Annotated in this window: 10 protein-coding genes and 1 pseudogene; 6 read left to right on the plus strand and 5 right to left on the minus strand. The window is 70.0% G+C overall.

Features of this window, described 5'->3' with window-relative positions:
• From ACFYZJ_RS28065 to ACFYZJ_RS28080, 4 genes are all read right to left on the minus strand, one after another.
• A partial coding sequence (locus ACFYZJ_RS28065) for a beta-ketoacyl synthase N-terminal-like domain-containing protein (RefSeq protein WP_388572431.1) occupies window positions 1–3,639 on the minus strand: 3,639 nt, incomplete at its 3' end.
• Between the two features lie 126 nt (window positions 3,640–3,765).
• The gene (locus ACFYZJ_RS28070) at window positions 3,766–4,629 is read right to left on the minus strand and encodes a thioesterase domain-containing protein (RefSeq protein WP_388572433.1); all 864 of its coding nucleotides are present in this window, start codon (window positions 4,627–4,629) and stop codon (window positions 3,766–3,768) included.
• A complete protein-coding gene (locus ACFYZJ_RS28075) occupies window positions 4,613–4,879 on the minus strand; it encodes an acyl carrier protein (protein ID WP_388572435.1) in 267 nt (88 codons plus the stop codon). The genes ACFYZJ_RS28070 and ACFYZJ_RS28075 overlap by 17 nt, the downstream gene beginning before the upstream one ends.
• Before the next feature lie 568 nt (window positions 4,880–5,447).
• Window positions 5,448–6,866 carry a carotenoid oxygenase family protein gene (locus ACFYZJ_RS28080; protein WP_388572437.1) on the minus strand — a complete coding sequence of 473 codons (1,419 nt, stop codon included), beginning with the start codon at window positions 6,864–6,866 and terminating at the stop codon, window positions 5,448–5,450.
• A 144-nt stretch (window positions 6,867–7,010) separates the two neighbouring features.
• On the opposite strand from ACFYZJ_RS28080, the gene ACFYZJ_RS28085 reads away from it, so the two are divergent.
• Window positions 7,011–7,529: a PadR family transcriptional regulator gene (locus ACFYZJ_RS28085; protein ID WP_388572439.1), complete on the plus strand. Its 519-nt coding sequence runs from the start codon at window positions 7,011–7,013 to the stop codon at window positions 7,527–7,529.
• A gap of 195 nt (window positions 7,530–7,724) precedes the next feature.
• Window positions 7,725–8,439 (plus strand): annotated as a pseudogene (locus ACFYZJ_RS28090) (transposase); the annotation flags it as partial.
• Window positions 8,440–8,724: 285 nt separating this feature from the next.
• Here the strand turns inward: ACFYZJ_RS28090 and ACFYZJ_RS28095 are convergent.
• The gene (locus ACFYZJ_RS28095) at window positions 8,725–12,015 is read right to left on the minus strand and encodes a lectin (RefSeq protein WP_388572441.1); all 3,291 of its coding nucleotides are present in this window, start codon (window positions 12,013–12,015) and stop codon (window positions 8,725–8,727) included.
• Window positions 12,016–12,842: 827 nt separating this feature from the next.
• Here ACFYZJ_RS28095 and ACFYZJ_RS28100 point away from each other — a divergent pair.
• From ACFYZJ_RS28100 to ACFYZJ_RS28115, 4 genes are all read left to right on the plus strand, one after another.
• Window positions 12,843–13,589, plus strand: a complete 747-nt coding sequence (locus ACFYZJ_RS28100) for a hypothetical protein (protein ID WP_388572443.1) — start codon at window positions 12,843–12,845, stop codon at window positions 13,587–13,589.
• Entirely contained in the window at window positions 13,586–13,924 is a 339-nt protein-coding gene (locus tag ACFYZJ_RS28105; RefSeq protein ID WP_020937505.1) for a transcriptional regulator, read from the plus strand. The genes ACFYZJ_RS28100 and ACFYZJ_RS28105 overlap by 4 nt, the downstream gene beginning before the upstream one ends.
• Before the next feature lie 101 nt (window positions 13,925–14,025).
• On the plus strand, window positions 14,026–15,231 hold the full coding sequence (locus ACFYZJ_RS28110) for an alpha/beta hydrolase family protein (RefSeq protein ID WP_388572445.1): 1,206 nt from the start codon (window positions 14,026–14,028) through the stop codon (window positions 15,229–15,231).
• A gap of 221 nt (window positions 15,232–15,452) precedes the next feature.
• Window positions 15,453–16,016, plus strand: a complete 564-nt coding sequence (locus tag ACFYZJ_RS28115) for a hypothetical protein (protein ID WP_388572447.1) — start codon at window positions 15,453–15,455, stop codon at window positions 16,014–16,016.
• Window positions 16,017–16,030: the final 14 nt, after the last annotated feature.

Below are 16,030 nucleotides of genomic sequence, written 5' to 3' on the forward strand. Positions count from 1 at the left end.
CATCTCCGCCGGATAACCCGTCTTCTGCGCCACCACCTCCAACAGCACCGACGTCACCGTCGCCGCATCAGGCCCCACAACACCAGCCGCAACCGGAGTGGGGGCGACCGGCGGGGACACCGGGGCGGGGGCCGGGGCCGGGAGCGCGGCGACCGCGGGTGCGGCGGGGACGGCCACCGGCTGCGGCTCCGGGGCGCGGACGACGGCCGGGGCGGGCGCGGTGTGCGCCTCCGGCGTGGGCGCGGGGACCGCCACGGCAGCCGGGGCCGTCTGGGCGGCCGGAGCCGCGCCGAGTTCCAGGCCGGCCAGCTCGCACAGGATCTCGTTGGCGCGCAGGTGGGTGCGGCCGATGGCCAGGCTGTGGTCCTTGACGGCGGTGACGCCGGAGAGCACCTGGTCCAGCTGCCCCTTGTCGTAGGCGCGCTCCAGCAGGCCCGCGAGGCGCTGTGCGCTGTGCAACTGCCCGTTGAGGTAATCGTCGTGCAGCGCCAGGTGGTCGGCGATCACGTTGGCCAGACGGTCGTTGTCCACGGATGCGGTCTCCTGAGCAGTGGGGATGGGTGCGAGGGCCGGGGCGGGGGACGGCGCAGGGGCCACCGGCAGCGTGGCGACGGCCGTGATGGTGCTCCGTCCGGTGTCGGCCGTCGGCTGGACCGCGGCGACCGCGCCGGACAGGGGGGCGACCGGCAGCGGCGCCACCGGCTGGGGCACGGGACCGGACGGCGTGTTCGGCTCGGACGCGGGACCGGACGGCGTGTTCGGCTCGGACGGCGCGGCGAGTGCGGTCGGCACGGCTGTCCGGTAGCCGTTCTCGATCGCCTCCCGGTATGCGGCCCTCCGCTCCGGCGAGACGTAGTTGATGCCGTTGAGCATGATCGCCATGCCCTTGGCCGGCCGGGGCTCCGCCGCCGGGGCGACGTATCGATCTGCGGTGCTCAACGGAAGCCCCAGCACGGCGAGTTGGGCCGTCGCCTGCTTCAGCGCCAGGTCCGCGTCCCGGCCCGGGCCGGGGTCCACGGCCAGCGCCGTGTGCGGGCGCTCGCCGAGAACGCGCCGCACCAGCTGGGTGAGCACGCTCTTCGGCCCGAACTCGACGAAGGTGCGGAACCCGGCCGAGTACATCTCCTCGACCCGGGCGGCGAAGTCCACCGGGTGGATGAGCTGCTCGGCGAGGATGCGTCGGTTGGCCGCGAGGTCCGCGCCGTAGGCTGCGCCGCGGGTGTTGGCGTAGACGGGTCCGTGCGGCTCGGCCAGCTCCGCGGCCTCGACATGGGCGCGGAAAGCCTCCACCGCGTGGCCGACGTAGGGGGTGTGGAAGGCCGCGGAGACCGGCAGCCTGGACGCCTTGATCCCGGCCTCGCCGGCCGCGGCCACCAGCTGCTGTACGGCCTCGGTGGCGCCCCCGACCACGATCTGGTCCGGCGCGTTGCGGTTGCAGACGTGCAGCCCGGGGATGCCGGCCAGCAACTCCGCCACCCGTTCCTCCGGGGCGCTGACGGCGGCCATCGCCCCGGCGTCGAAGCCGGGCTCGGCGGGCGGCGCCATCGCCGCGCCCCGGGCCCTGGCGAGGGCGAAGTACGTGTCGTCGTCCAGCGCCCCGGCCGCCCACAGCGCGGTCAGCTCGCCGAAGCTGTGCCCGAGGTAGCCCTCCGGGGCGAAGCCCAGCTCGCTGAGGTAACGGAACTGGCCGACGGCGAGGGCGCCGATGGCGGGCTGGGCGTACTCGGTGGCGCGCAGCGCGGTCTCCTGGGCCGTGCGCCCGGCCTCGTCGAAGGCGGGCGGCGGGAAGGCGATCCGGGAGAGCGGCTCGGCGCCCTCAAAGTGCCGGTTGGCGCGGTCGAAGGCGGCGCGCAACGGCGGCAGCGCCAGCACGGCGGTCATGCCCGGGTTGACGTACTGGCTGCCCTGCCCGGCGAAGAGCGCGCCGACCCTGCCGCGCTTTCCGGCCTCGGCGGCGTGGCGGCGGAAGAAGACGCCCTTGGGGTGCGACCAGGAGTCGGCCTCCGGGCGGGCCCTCAGTTCGCGCAGCGCCAGCTCGCGCAGTGCCGCGGCGTCCTCGGCGCCACGGGCGGCGAAGGCGACGCGGGCGTGGCCCTCGGGGACGGGGCCGCCCTGCGGGGGCGCGTCCTCGGCGAGCGCGGTGGTGAGCGCCGCCGTGTCGGCGGCGTGCCACAGGTGCACCTGGGCGACCGGGAACATCACCTGGAGGTCCTCGCCGTCGCCGTACTCCTCCAGCACCACGTGGAAGTTGGTGCCGCCGAAGCCGAAGGACGAGACGGCGGCCCGGCGCTGCGGACGGCGCGGGTCGCGGATCCAGGGCCGCAGCTGGGTGTTGACGTAGAAGGGGCCGCCTGTGAAGTCGACGGCCGGGTTGGGTCGGTCGACGTTGATGGTGGGCGGCAGCACCTTGTGGTGCAGGGCCAGCGCCAGCTTGATCATGCCGGCCGCGCCGGCCGCCGCCTTGGTGTGCCCGATCTGCGACTTGACGCTGCCCACGGCCGCGTACTGCCGCTCCTCGGTTGCCGCGGTGATGACGGCGGCGAGCGAGCTGAGCTCGGTGGCGTCGCCGACGGCGGTGCCGGTGCCGTGCGCCTCGAAGAGCTCGACGTCGGCCGGGGAGCAGTCCGCGTCGTCGTAGGCCCGCTCCAGGGCGAGGACCTGGCCCTCCTTGCGCGGGGCGTAGATGGACTTGAAGCGGCCGTCGCTGGCGGCGCCGATGCCGCGCAGCACGGCGTAGACGCGGTTGCCGTCCCGCTCGGCGTCACTGAGCCGGCGCAGCGCCAGCATGCCGATGCCCTCGCCGATCAGCGTGCCGTCGGCGTCCTGGTCGAAGGGCCGGATGCGGCCGGACTTGGAGAGCGCCGGGGTCTTGCTGAAGCAGAGGTACATGAAGATGGTGTTCTCGGCGTCGCAGCCGCCCACCAGCATGGTGTCCGCACGGCGCTCCAGCAGCTCACTCACGGCCGCTTTCACGGCTCCCAGCGAGCTGGCGCAGGCGGCGTCGACGGTCATGTTGATTCCGCCGAGGTCCAGCCGGTTGGCGATCCGCCCGGCCACCACATTGCCGAGCATGCCGGGGAAGGAGTTCTCCTCCCAGGGGGCGTAGGCGAGGCGGAACTTCGCCGCGATCTCCTCGGCGTCCCGGTCGGAGAGGCCGCAGCTGCGGACGACCTCCTTCAGGACGGGGGTCTGCAGGCGGGCGGTGAGAGGCTGGGTGAGCTGGTTGGCACCGGTGATGCCCAGCACGACGCCGGTGCGCGAGGCGTCGTACCAGGGCTGGTCGGCCCCGGCGTCCTCGAGCAGGTCGCGGGCGACCACCAGGCTGAGCAGCTGGAGGACGTCGGTGACCTCCAAAGTGTTCGGCGGCAGGCCGAACTCCAGGGGGTTGAAGGGCGTGTCCGGGATGAAACCGCCGCGCTTGGCGTAGGTCTTGTCCGGTACCGCCGGGTCGGGGTCGTAGAACTCGTCGACGTCCCAGTGGGTGGCTGGCACGTCCTCGATGCAGTCGGCCGCGGCGGCGACGTTGGCCCAGAACTCCCGCAGGTCGCGGGATTTGGGATAGAGGGCGGACAGGCCGACGATCGCGATCGGGTCGCGGGCGAGGCGGCGGTCGAGGTCGGAATCCTGCGAAACGTTCACAGCGAGGCCCTCTCGAGGGTCGGGGCAGGGCGGCATGGCCCGGCCTCGTTGGAGGAGGATGCGCTTACCGGCGAAGTTCTGCTGGTTCTCGGTGCCCGTGATGCCTGAGGTTCCCGGTATCAGCGGTCAGGCAGCATCGAGCAACGACGCGACGGCGGCCGCGGCGTCGGTGCGGGTGAGCATGGTGTAGTGGTCGCCCGGGCAGGAGTGCACCTCGAGGCCGTAGGGAGCCAGGGGCTCCCAGCCCAGCGTTCGGTCCCCGGGGATGAGGCTGCGCTCGGCCTTGACCAGCACCACGGGAACCGGTGCCGGCAGGGGGCGGTGAGGGTTGGTCAGACGGTTGTTGCGCAGCAGACCGTCGACATAGGTGTCATACAGCTTGCGGAGTCCTGGGAGCGGAGTGGAGGGCAGCAGCACCCCGGCGGCGATTGCGGCCTCCAGCACCAGCTTCAGGCCGTCGTCGACACCGAGGCCGACCAGCCGCTCCGCGTCGAGGGGCAGCGGGCGGCCCCGCTTTGCGCCGAGGTACATGGTGAACCAGCCGAGCAGGACGGGCGGTTCGAGCGCGTCGTCGTCCTGCTTGTACGCCTCGACGGGCGCGATGCTGTCCAGCAGCATCAGCCGCCCGGGACGGCGGTGTGACGCGGACAGACCGACCATGGCGTGCGCCACCACACCACCGAAGGACCAGCCCGCCAGCACGTAGTCGCCCTCCATGTGGGCAACCCGGAGAGCCGTCAGCAACCGGGAGGCCAGGGCGTCGACCGTGGTGGCGGCACGGCCGCCGGTGAGCGCGGCCTGCCAGTACTCCGGCACACCGCCCAGGTCGAGCACGGTCAGCCCCACACCCGTGGGGAGCGCGTCCGCGAGGCCGCGGTGGACGGACGCGTCGAGCGCGCCGGGATGGACCAGGTAGACGGTGTGCCTGCCCGGTGCCGCCACGCGGTAGCGGTGGATGACGGGCTGTTCGGCGTTACGCGGAGGCTGCATGTCGGTCGCTCTCCTCCGCTATGTGAGCGGCCAGCTCCTTGATGGTGGGGTGGTACCACAGCGTCGTCGTGCTGAGCTCGAACCCCAGCCAGTGCTCGATCTCGCCGGCAAGGATCAGGGCTTCCGTCGAGTCGAGGTCCATCTCGTCGAAGTACGTCTCCGGCGAGACCTCGGCCTGCTCTGCACCGAGGCGGTGCGCGATCTTCTCGATCAACCACTCCTGCGCCTCGAGCGCGCTCACTGCGGGCATGATGATTCCTTTCCGGGGAAACGGGACGGACCCGAGCGGGGACAGAACGCGGCAGGGCTCGCGTGAACAGTTCTGCAGAAGCGAGAAATTCCGCAGACAGCCGCGAATGAGAACGACGAACACAGCGGAGGAATCCGGCCGACTTCGCGGGAGACAGCAATCACATCGCCGTGAGAAGTCGCCGGAACGCCGAACTCAAACTCCTCCTTACCACCAGTAAGCCTGGATTCAGGTTCACTCGCCGGCAGCGACGGGACACTTACGCGACCGTCTCTTTCCGGCCAGCGATTGAAGCCTAGGGCCCTGCTGTGCACCGTTAAAGAGACTACTCGTTAACAGTCGGTATCCATTGTTTTCCGGACGATGAACGGATCCGGATTATTACTGGCCGGTCAACTGGGGCCGGGAAGCTAATTCTTTATGCAAACGACAGAGGGGCGACGAAACTCGCCACCCCCGCCGGAATAATCATGTGCATGACAATTTCGCAGCAAATTCAGAGAACCGTGGACGACCTTCGACAGCCTGAAATTCTTTGCGTCCGAGACGCGATCAGGTCCCTGCGGTGCTACCGGACGAACGCGCCGTGGAACCCGAACGGGACGGCGTGCGGCACCTCGGCCCGAGCCAGTTCGTGGAAGGTCCGCGCATCGAGCGCCAGGAGATACGACGACGCTGTCGCCGAACGCAGGACGACAGCGAGCACGATTCCGTCGTCTTCCGCTCCGTCCCGGCCGTGACCCGGGGGCGCCGCGACGAAGACGGGCTCGCCGGGGTAGCAGCCCTCCTCCCGCCACAGCAGCGTGCTGCCGTCACCGACGTCGAGCTTCACCAGCTGGTTGAGGAAGTCATCGGTCCGGCGATCGCGGGAACCGACACCGTACGCGTACCGGTAGGCCCGGCCATTGCGCCGCCCATAGGCGATGCGCGGCAACTCCAGGGATTCCCCCGACAACTCCTCCGCCGTGACCGTTCCGGCCTCGGGGTCCATGGAGAACCGCGTGGGTGTGGCCTGCGGGAGGGCGCCGCCGCCGCGGAGTGCGTCGAGGTACAGGGCTTCGATGATCGAGGCGTCCCGGTATGCGCACAGGTCGACGAAGAGCCGGCTGCCGTCTTCCCAGGCGTTGATGTGGTGGAAGGCGAAACACGCCGGGCCGCGCAGCACCGCGCGCACATGCCCATTATCGCGATCCATAATGATGAACCGGGTTCCGCGCTCCGGTTTCCATCGGTAATTCTCGATGAAGGGCCGACCGCTCACCAGGAGCCTGAAGGGGTTCACCACCAGGGGGAATTCAACCAGCACCACATGGCGGGGGGTGATTGCGAAGCTGTGCATATAGGCGGGCTCGTCGGCACGGTACCGCCCGAGCAGTTCGCGGCGCGGCGTGCCGTCGGGCCTCTGGCGATACACGCGGTATTCGCTACGCCGTGAGAAGTGCGTCACGTAATTGACGAGGTCACCGTTGACCGGGTCCTGATGGGGGTGCGCCGTCGTCAACTGCCCGTCAAGCCGGTCGTCGTAATCGACCACTCCGACAGTGGCGAGGGTTCCCGGCGCGAACTCGACCGGCAGCGGGGTTTCGGTGAGCGCGACGACCCGGTCTCCGAAACTGGCGATGTTCACGTTCGGGTTGACGGGCCGCGAGCGCTGGAAAGGCGTGAAAAAACGCGCGAAGACACTTCGGCAGGGGTCGGTGGCGAACTCCTGGTAACGGATCCGGCCCTCCCGGAGAACGGCCCGGCTGCTCGGCGTGTCGAGGTAACGGTTGGCGTACTCGACCCGGCCGCTGTCGACGGCGAACCGGTGGACCATGGCCTGTCCGTCGAACCAGTGGCGGAACCCCGTGCCGCCGGCCTCGAACCTGGCGGGTCCGTTCCGCAGCAGCACGCCACTTAACCACTCGGGCAGGCGCCCGCTGACCGGGAGCTCCACTGCATGAGTCTCGTCATCCAGGCTCTGGAAGCCGAGGCCGAACCGCGCCATCACACCACTCCCCGTTGCGCCGTTCCCACAAGAGCCCGGTCCGGGCGGCACAGGGGGGAATCGCACATTGGACCGACCACAGTGGACTATCGACGGCCAGCATCATGTACCGTCCACTGTGGAGTGTCAAGGGAGGGCCGCTTCATGGACAGCCTCAACGCCACAGCCGCCACACTCCTCGGGTTTCTCCACACCGGGGAGGCAAGCGGATACGAACTCGTCGCCATCGCCGAGGAGTTCGTCGGCGACTTCTGGACCGTCACCCGTAGCCAGGTCTACCGCGAACTCGCCGCCCTCGCCGAGCGTGGGCTGGTCACGGCAGGGGACGCCGGACCGCGCGCCCGCGTCCCTTACGGCCTCACCGAGGCCGGGCGCGAGGCGTTCGCACAGTGGATCATCACGCCCCCGGGCACGGAACAGATCCGCTACCCCCTGCTGCTGACGATCGCCTTCGGCGGTCACCTCGACCGCGACCGGCTGCTGTGCCACGTCGACCACCACCGCACAGTCCACCGGCAACGCCTCAAGACGTACCAGGCGCGTCTGGAGACCGCGGGGATCGACGCCTACCAGCGCGCCACTCTGGCCTTCGGGATCCGCTACGAAGAAGCGGTCCTCGCCTGGATGGACGACCTTCCCGCCATTCTCGGCCCGTCCGACTAGCTTGGTCTTCAACGTCCGACGTCGAATGGTGCGTCGAACTTGATCACTCGGTCCGGTACCCGCCGTACCCGGAAGCGGCCTGCGTCTGACCATGTGCTCCGACCAAGGAACACACGCGCCCAGCACGAAGGCCGTGAGGACGAGTCTGCTGCATCGTGCCACCCGACGAGAGCCGTTGGCGGAACTGTCATGTGCGGCGAGTTCGTCTTCGGTGACCCCGCCACCTGGAACACTCCCGATGCCGCGACCGTGACCGAGACCCGTCTGTACGGCACAGCCACCGTCAGCGCCTGGGACCGGCTCCATCCCAGGTTGACCCACCGCTCTGTGCGGGTCTGTCAGCTGGGCGCTTTGCCGGTCATCGAAGGCACCGTCATCCGGCTGCAGGTCGCGTACCTGCCCAGCGGCGCGACCCCCAAGCCGGTATGGCTGTGGTGGTCCGGCACCGACGCCACCGCCGCCCGGATCGACCTGCTCCGGCGGGTTTTCCTGCGACGCTTCGACGTCGAGCACACCTTCCGGCTGTTCAAGCAGACCATCGGCTGGACCTGTCCGAAGATCCGCACACCTGAAGCGGCCGACCGGTGGACCTGGCTGATCCTCGCCGCCTACACCCAGCTCCGGCTGGCCCGGCCCCTGGCTGCCGACCTGCGCCGGCCGTGGGAGAAACCGAGCCCGCCGAACAGACTCACTCCTGCCCGCGTCCGCCGCGACTTCCGACACCTCCGCCCACAAGTCGCCTGCCCCGCCCAAGCACCGAAACTCACCCGCCCCGGCCCGGGGGGACCACCCGGCCGCAAGAACACCCGGCTGGCCCCACGCCACGCCGTGCACACAATCCGCAAACCAGGCACAGCGAAACTGCGAACGAAAGAGGTCGACGACCCCACGACCCCGCCGCACGGGTTAAAGATCAAGCCAGGGCTTCGCGGCGTCGTGCGCGGAGAAGCGCAACGGGTTACCGGAGGGGTCTTGTGTGGTCAGGCTTCTCCGGGGGCGCCCGGTTGCCGAACGGTGCCGGTGCCGGCCCGGAGACGGGGGAACCGGATGGTGTGGGTTCAGTGGCCCGCGGCCGAGGCCCGGGGCGCGAGGAGAGTCGAGAACGGTGAGGACCTCCTCGGGCTCCTCGTGGATGGGCCGGTTCCCGGGGTGCGCCCGGGAACCGGCCCGCCGTTATGAGGGCCTGTAGTGTCCTCTACCGGCCGAAGCCGTAGGCGAACAGGTGGTCAGTGCCCGTCGAGCCCGTCACCGGCAGGGTGATCGACGCCACCTGTTTCGTTGCGTCGAGCGGGATCTTGGTGGCGAAGACGTAGGTTTTCACGTTGTCCTTGCCTCCGCTTCCGGTGTTCCGGTAGGCCGTTGCGACAGCCGTCGTGTCACCCGGGAGCGGCTTGCTCGCCCCGGCGTTGAGCGTCCAGTCCGAGAAGCCGACCGTCGCCTGGGAGCTGGTACCGTCGGTGTAGGTGACGGTCACCGTGCCCGAGACCCCGCTGCCGTCGGTCGGCGCGTTGGTCGCCGTGCCCAGCAGGCCCAGCGACGCAGCGGACGTGCCGGTCGGCATCGCAATGGTCTGGCCCGCCATCTCCAGGTTGTCCGGCTGACCGAACGTCACCGTCGGCCAGACGTAGGAGACGCCGTCGACCGTCACGGTGGAGCCGCTCGTGACGCCCGCCGTCGACAGCGCGTTCTGCGAGAACGCCCAACCGCCGCTGTCGAAGCCTCCGGAAAAGCGGGTGCCGTCAGGGTAGATGCCTTCGTTGGTCTCGTACGGCCACAGCTCGCCGGCCCTGGCCACAGCCACGCGGAGGGTCGCCTCGCTCAGCGTGGCACCGGTGCTGTGGTCGGTCAGCGTGAAGGTGGCCGGGAAGGTCCCCTCGCTCGTGCCCGCCGTCACGTGGACCTCGGCCTGGGCGCTGCCCGAGGCGGGCACCGTCAGCGAGCCGGAGGCCGGGTCCAGCGTGACCCCCGAGGGCGCCGTCGCCTTCCAGTCGACTGTGACGGGTTTGCTGTTGAGGTTGGTCAGGTCGAGTGTGCCGTCACCGGACGTGCCCGGCTGGAGCACCAGGCCATCGCTGGAGGGACCGGTCGCGGCCAGCACCCGGTCACCGCCCGTGGTGTCCGACGGCGGCACCGCCGACGGGTCGGAGGCCCAGGAGGTGTCGGGCTGGGTGCCGAGCGTGAAGTCGAGCGTGCCCGCGCCCTTGAACTGCTGGTAGGTGAGCCAGGAGTCCTTCCATTCCTTGCCGTTGACGTCGAGCGCCTGCACGTACGGCGCGTCGGGCGCCGCCTGCGGCGCGTTGATGCGCACCGTCTTGCCGTCTCCGAAGCGCACCTCGGCCACCGGGAACACCGGGCTGCCGAGCACGAGCGTGTCCGTCCCCGGGGTCTCTGGGTACATGCCGAGTTCGGACCAGACGTACCAGGAACTCATCGCGCCGAGGTCGTCGTTGCCGAACGAGCCGACCGGTGCGTCGAAGTACAGCTTCTGCTGGGCCGCACGGACGGCCGCCTGGGTCTTCCACGGGCGGCCCGTGTAGTCGTACTCCCAGGGGATCTCCACGCTGGGCTCGTTGCTCAGGTCGGCGTTGGTATTCCCGGGATCGGTGATGTTGTCGAGCAGGCTGTCCAGGAAGGACGAGTACGCCTCGTCGCCGCCTTTCGCCTCGATGAGCTGCCGCAGGTTGAAGGGGACCATCGGTGTGTACTGGGCCGACGTGCCCTCCACGAAGCCGTTGGAGGTGCCCGGGGTGAAACCGCCCGCGAACCGGCCGTCCTTGTTCCTGCCCTGCATGTAGCCGGTCTGCGGGTTGAAGACGTTCATCCAGTCCTGGGCGCGGGTGGCGAACTTCTCGTAGACATCCGTCTTGCCCAGCGACTTCGCGAAGGCGGCCAGGGCGTAGTCCGCGGAGTCGTACTCCAGTTGTGTGGAGACCGGGCCGTAGAAGTTGCAGCAGCCGTAGTCCTTCTCGTCCAGCGGGAGGTAGCCCTTGGCGTCCCGCACCGACTCGCCGGGGCGGTCGTTGTTCGGGACGGTGGCCTCATGCTGCAGGGCGGCGAGCGCCTTGTCCGTGTCGATGCCCCGGGCGCCGAAGGCGTACGCGTCGGCGATGATGCCGGCGGCAGGGTCGCCGACCATCACGTAACTCTCGCCGTTGTTCGAGGCCCACTTGGGCAGCAGGCCGGTCTGGTCGTAGCCGTTGAGCATGGAGGTGACGACGTCGCCGGCGACCTTGGGCTCGACCATCGCCATCAGCTGGGTCTGGGAGCGGTAGGTGTCCCAGCCCGAGTAGTTGGCGTACTGGGCCCGTTGACCGTGAGCCAGCTTGTGGATCTGGTTGTCCATGCCCATGTACTGGCCGTTGTCGTCGGAGAAGACGTTCGGGTGCAGCAGCGCGTGGTAGAGCGCGGTGTAGAACTGCACCTGCTGGTCCGAGGACCCGCCGCCGATCCGGATCCTGTTCAGCACCGCGTTCCAGGCGTCGCGGTTCGCCCGCTCGACGGCCTCGATGTTCCAGTTGTCGATCTCTGCGCTGAGGTTGTGCGCCGCGCCTGCGTCATTCGTGTACGAGATGCCGACCTTCGCGCTCACCGTCGGGTCGGAGGAGGTGTCGAACGTGAGGTACATGCCGTTCGCCCCTGTTGTGGGGGGGTGGGCTGTCCTGTCCACGGCGGACGAGCGGGGCGCGGCGCCGGCGCTCGGGGCCGGGGAAGACGTGCCGGAGGCCTTGTCAGCGCTCCCGTGGATCGTCGGGGCCGGCTTCGCCGGGACGGTGAAGTGTTTCTCCTTCAGCGGGGCCGCCTTCGGCGCCTGCGGGTTCTGCTGGGCCCTGCCCGCCTTCAGCGACGTCGCGCCCGGATTGATGGTGCTGCCGACCCAGGTGCCGCTCGTGGTGAACGGCTGGTCGAACTTGATGTCGAAGTGCAGCGTGTACCTGTTGCTCGCGCCGCAGAAGTGACCGCTGTCGATCGCGCCGCTGATCTCCTTGTCGTTCACCACCTGGACGCGAGTCCCGTCCACCTGCGTGGCGCCCCCGCTGAGTTTGAACAGGAGGTTCGCCTGCCGGCCCGCGGGGAAGGTGAAGGTGCCCAGACCCGCGCGGGTGGTGTCGGTCAGTTCGGTCCTGACCCCGTCTGCGTCGGTGACCTTGTAGTACCCGATGCCGGCCTGCTCGTCGTCGTGGCTGAAGCCGACAGACGCCTTGCCGAGGTCGCCCGACAGCGGGCCGGTCACCGGCAGGACGGGCAGGTCGCCCGCGACGGAGCAGCCGGGTCCCGAAAGGTGGGTGAGGCTGAAGCCGGAGATCTTGTGGTCGTTGTACTCGTAGCCGCCGCCGTCGGGGCGGTCGGGCGTCGTGTCGGGACCCCATTGCACCATGCCGGCCGGCATGTCGGGGCCGGGGAAGGCGTCCACCGCACCGGAGGTGCCGATGAGGGGGTTGACGAGTGACGCCGGGTCCTTCACGAAGGCCGGCGTCGCGGTGCTCACGGCATGGGCGCTCCCGATCGCAGGAAGCGGGAGGGCCGCCATGCCCAGCACGGATACCACGGCCAGGCGTCGGCGCAATCTCTCTCGGATACGGGGCGCAGCTGAACGTCGAGGTCTCACCATCGGTTGCCTCCACAGCAGTTCGTGCTTCGCACATCAGGTGCAGTGCGCACGCCGAAAATGACGGAACGCCAGTGACAGGCAACAGGTCCGGTCGCCCCCACGGCCTGACAACGTTGCCATGCACGGATGTCGAGTGAAACGCGTGTACTGACGGCATGTCAACGAGCCCAACGAAACTTGTGCGCGTCAAGTTGGCAGACGGACACCGTCGCGCCGCCACCGGACCCGGGTGCGGTGGTCAGAGGTCTGTTGCAGGTACCGCTCTTCCTCGGGTCGGCCGCAGGATGTCGCCCGCGGTGGCCGCGTTCGCGCACATGGCCGCGACGGACCGCACCGTCCCCATCTCTCGCGCAGCGCCGACGAGCTGGAGCAGTTGGAGCGCCCCGCGAAGGGCGGCAGCCTGCCCCATGGGGACCAAGGCCGCTGCGCGGGTCGTGCACGACGAGCTGAACCCGTAAGGCTACCGGCACATCAACGTGCCGCCGGACGGCCACGACCAGCTGGATGCGTTCGGGCACGACGCCTGGGGCAGAACCCGCTTCCCCGACGGTATTCCCGCACTCGCCGCGTAGCTGCACGCCCTGGGCCTCGGGGTCGTTTACCTGAGCCGATCGCCTCCTGGGGCGAACACCGGAGGCGTTACCGGCCGGCGATCCCGCGCAGGGTTTCTTGCCATAACTGGTTTGCAATGCAAAGCTGACGGCATGACAGACGCATCGACGCCCTCTCCGGGCACTCCCCACGAAGTCCTCGCGGGCCTCGGCGACCTGACCCGCCGGGTCCGTGCCGCGCAGCGCGGCACCTGGTTCCCCCTTCTGCTGCTGGGCGTGCTCACACTGGGCGGGATCCTGGTCGGCCGCTTCACCTTCAAGGTCGAGACCGTTGCCTGCCCAGCGGGTGAAGCCGCGGCAGGCAGCGGCTGCACCCTGGTCACACAGGGCTCGGCGGTCTACTGGCCCCTCGGTCTCGCCCTGGCCTACGCCGCGACGGCGTTCTTCTACATCCGCCGCTCCCGCAACCGCGGTGTGGGGACCCGGGTCCGGCCCTACGTCCTGACTGGGATGGTCTTGGTCGCCCTGGCGAGTGCCACCGCGATGTGGAGCCTGCGCCACGGGATGCCACGGCTCGGCGAACCGCTCGACTTCTGGGGCCTGCACCTCGATCCCGCTTCCGGGGTGACGAGGTTCCTCGAACGGCTCGCCGGGAACGCCATGGCCGTCGGGCTGCCGCTGCTGGTGCTGGCCTGGGTGGAGCGCAGCCGCGCCTTGCTGCTGCTCGCTGTGGTGTACCTGGCCATCGAGCTGGTGCCGCTCACCACCGGCTGGGCGGGGATCCCGTTCACCTCGCCGTGGTCCGCTCTGCCCACCTTCGGCGTCCCCGGCGTGCTTCTCCTGCTCGCCGCCCTCGGGTTCGGCCTGGCCGAGCTGTCCGGCAGGCGCAACGCGTCATGACCGATCAGCCCGAGCAGCACCCCGTCACCGGCCTGGACGACGTGGTCCACCAGCGCGTGCGCCTCGGCATCCTCACCGTTGCCCACCAGGCGCGCCGGGTCGAGTTCGGCTTCCTGCGCACGGCGCTCGGCCTCACCGCCGGAAACCTCAGCCAGCATCTGTCCGTGTTGGAGAAGGCCGGGCTGGTGGAGATCGAGAAGGGCTACGAGGGCAAGCGTGCCCGCACCTGGCTCTCCCTCACCCCTGCGGGCGACCGCGCCCTGCGGGACGAGGTCACCCAGCTCAAGCGACTCATCCACCAGATCGAGCACGGTAGCTCAGCCCCGGAGTCCTGATCCGCACCCCGGCGAACCGTGGTGAGCCGTGAGCGGCTCCCGCCGACGTCCGGCGGACCCGGACAGCACGCCGAACACCGTCCATAACCCAGGGAGAACACGTGACCATCGCACCGGTCACCACGACGGACGTGACGCGCCGTCGCTTGCTCGCAGCCGCGCTGGTGACGGGGGCCGGGGCCGCCGTGCCGATCAGCGCAGCGCGCCAGGCGTGGGCGGATTCGACCGCCCCCGGTCCGTCGCAGCTCACGCTGCCCGGGCCCACCGGGCCGCACCCCGTGGGCACGGTGCCGCTCCACCTCGTCGACACCTCGCGTCCGGATCCTGTGGCCGGCCCGGGGCATCACCGCGAGCTGATGGCCAGCGTCTGGTACCCCGCTTGCAAGACGAAGGACCTGCCGCGTGCTCCCTGGATGACCCAGGGTGCGCTGCGGGCGTTTCTGGCGGACGTCGGCTTCCCCCTCGATCCCGCCCTCGGCCCACTCACCGCCGCACATGTGGGCGCACCCGTGCACCAAACGGGCCATCGCCTGCCCGTTCTCGTGTACTCGCACGGCGCGGGCAGCCATCGCGGCGACCACACCATCATGGTCCAGGAACTCGCCAGCCACGGCTACGCCGTGGTCACCGTCGACCACACGTACGACGCGTTCAGCGAGTTCCCCGACGGCCGACTCACCGTTCCGGCAGAGGTCCCGCCGTTCCTGGGGCCCCGGGACTTCGCCACGGACCTCCGGTTCATACTCGACGTTGTCGAGGGCCTTGCCGCCGGGCACAACCCCGACGTCGACGGCAGGCCACTGCCCCAGGGACTGCTCGGCGCCCTCGACCCGAGGTGCATCGGCGCGTTCGGCTGGTCGAAGGGCGGCACCGCCACCGCGTTCACCATGCTCGCCGACCAGCGCGTTGGCGCCGGGCTCAGTATCGACGGTCCGATGCAGCCGACCATCACCACCGACCTGGACCGGCCGTTCATGATGATGACCGCTTCGTTTACCCGGGCTGCTGTGCCGGACGTCGCCGAGTTCTGGACACACCTTCGCGGTTGGCGGCTGAACATCCAGGCCGACGGGGCCATCCACAAGACGTACGGCGACGACGCGACACTGATCCCGCAAGCGGGCAAGGTCCTCGGCATGACGAGCCAGCAGATCCAGGACATGATCGGCACCCTCGATCCGGCTCGGGCGGTCCGGATCCAGCAGGCCTACCCGCTCGCGTTCTTCGACCTACACCTGCGACACCGCCCGGGACATCTGCTCGACGGCCCGAGCGCGGCCTTCCCAGAGGTGAAGTTCATCCCATGAGAAGCGTCGGACCGCGCATTGCGCGGTCCGACCAAGACCGCCAGGAACACCGTCGCCATCCGGGCGCGGCGTGCGCATGGCCGGCTATCCGCGCAGCCCTTCCATCGCGATCGGCGCTCCTACCGCTCGCCGTCGTCCTCCCCGCCGGTCGAGGGTACGCGTAGCGGCCTGCGGCCGCCTCGGGCTGGCATCACCGAGGGTGTCGGCAGTCGCCTTCAGGCTTGCCGGTCCGCCTGCGGCCTCTGGACGACGACCGCTTCCACGACGCCATCGAATTGCTCACCACCGCCGACAGCGACAGCGACGCACCCGGCCCCGGCTGGTTGCGGCCCGACCACCACCACCCGCTCGCCGACAACGGCGCGGGCAACGACGGGCTGCCGCACGAGTACGCTGCCCTGGAGCAGGAAGCGCTCGAGGCTGAAACGCCTGCTCCGCGATCCGGAATCCCCCCGGCCACTCCGCAGGACACCCAGGCGACCACCCCCGCCGCCAGCGCCAGTGGATCACTCGCCGACGTCCTGGCCCTAGCGGACGACGAACCCGACGAGGGCACACCCGCCGCCGGGCCGGCCGACGTCTCCCTCGCACTGGCCAGCCCCTGCACCACCCCTGCGTCCGCCGTCCACGTCACCATTCCGGCACCCGCCGAGCCTGCAGCCGACAGGGCCGCGGCCACGTGCAGGCGCCCGGCGCAACGGTGCCGCTCGAGATCGCCGCCACACGCGCCGCCCGAACCCGTGGCCGCCTCGGCCGCGGCGGCATCGACGGCGCGCTGCTGCTGACCGCCATCCGTACG

Origin of the sequence: Streptomyces sp. NPDC001848, assembly GCF_042891915.1 — a bacterium.
In the GTDB taxonomy this organism is placed as follows: Bacteria; Actinomycetota; Actinomycetes; order Streptomycetales; family Streptomycetaceae; genus Streptomyces.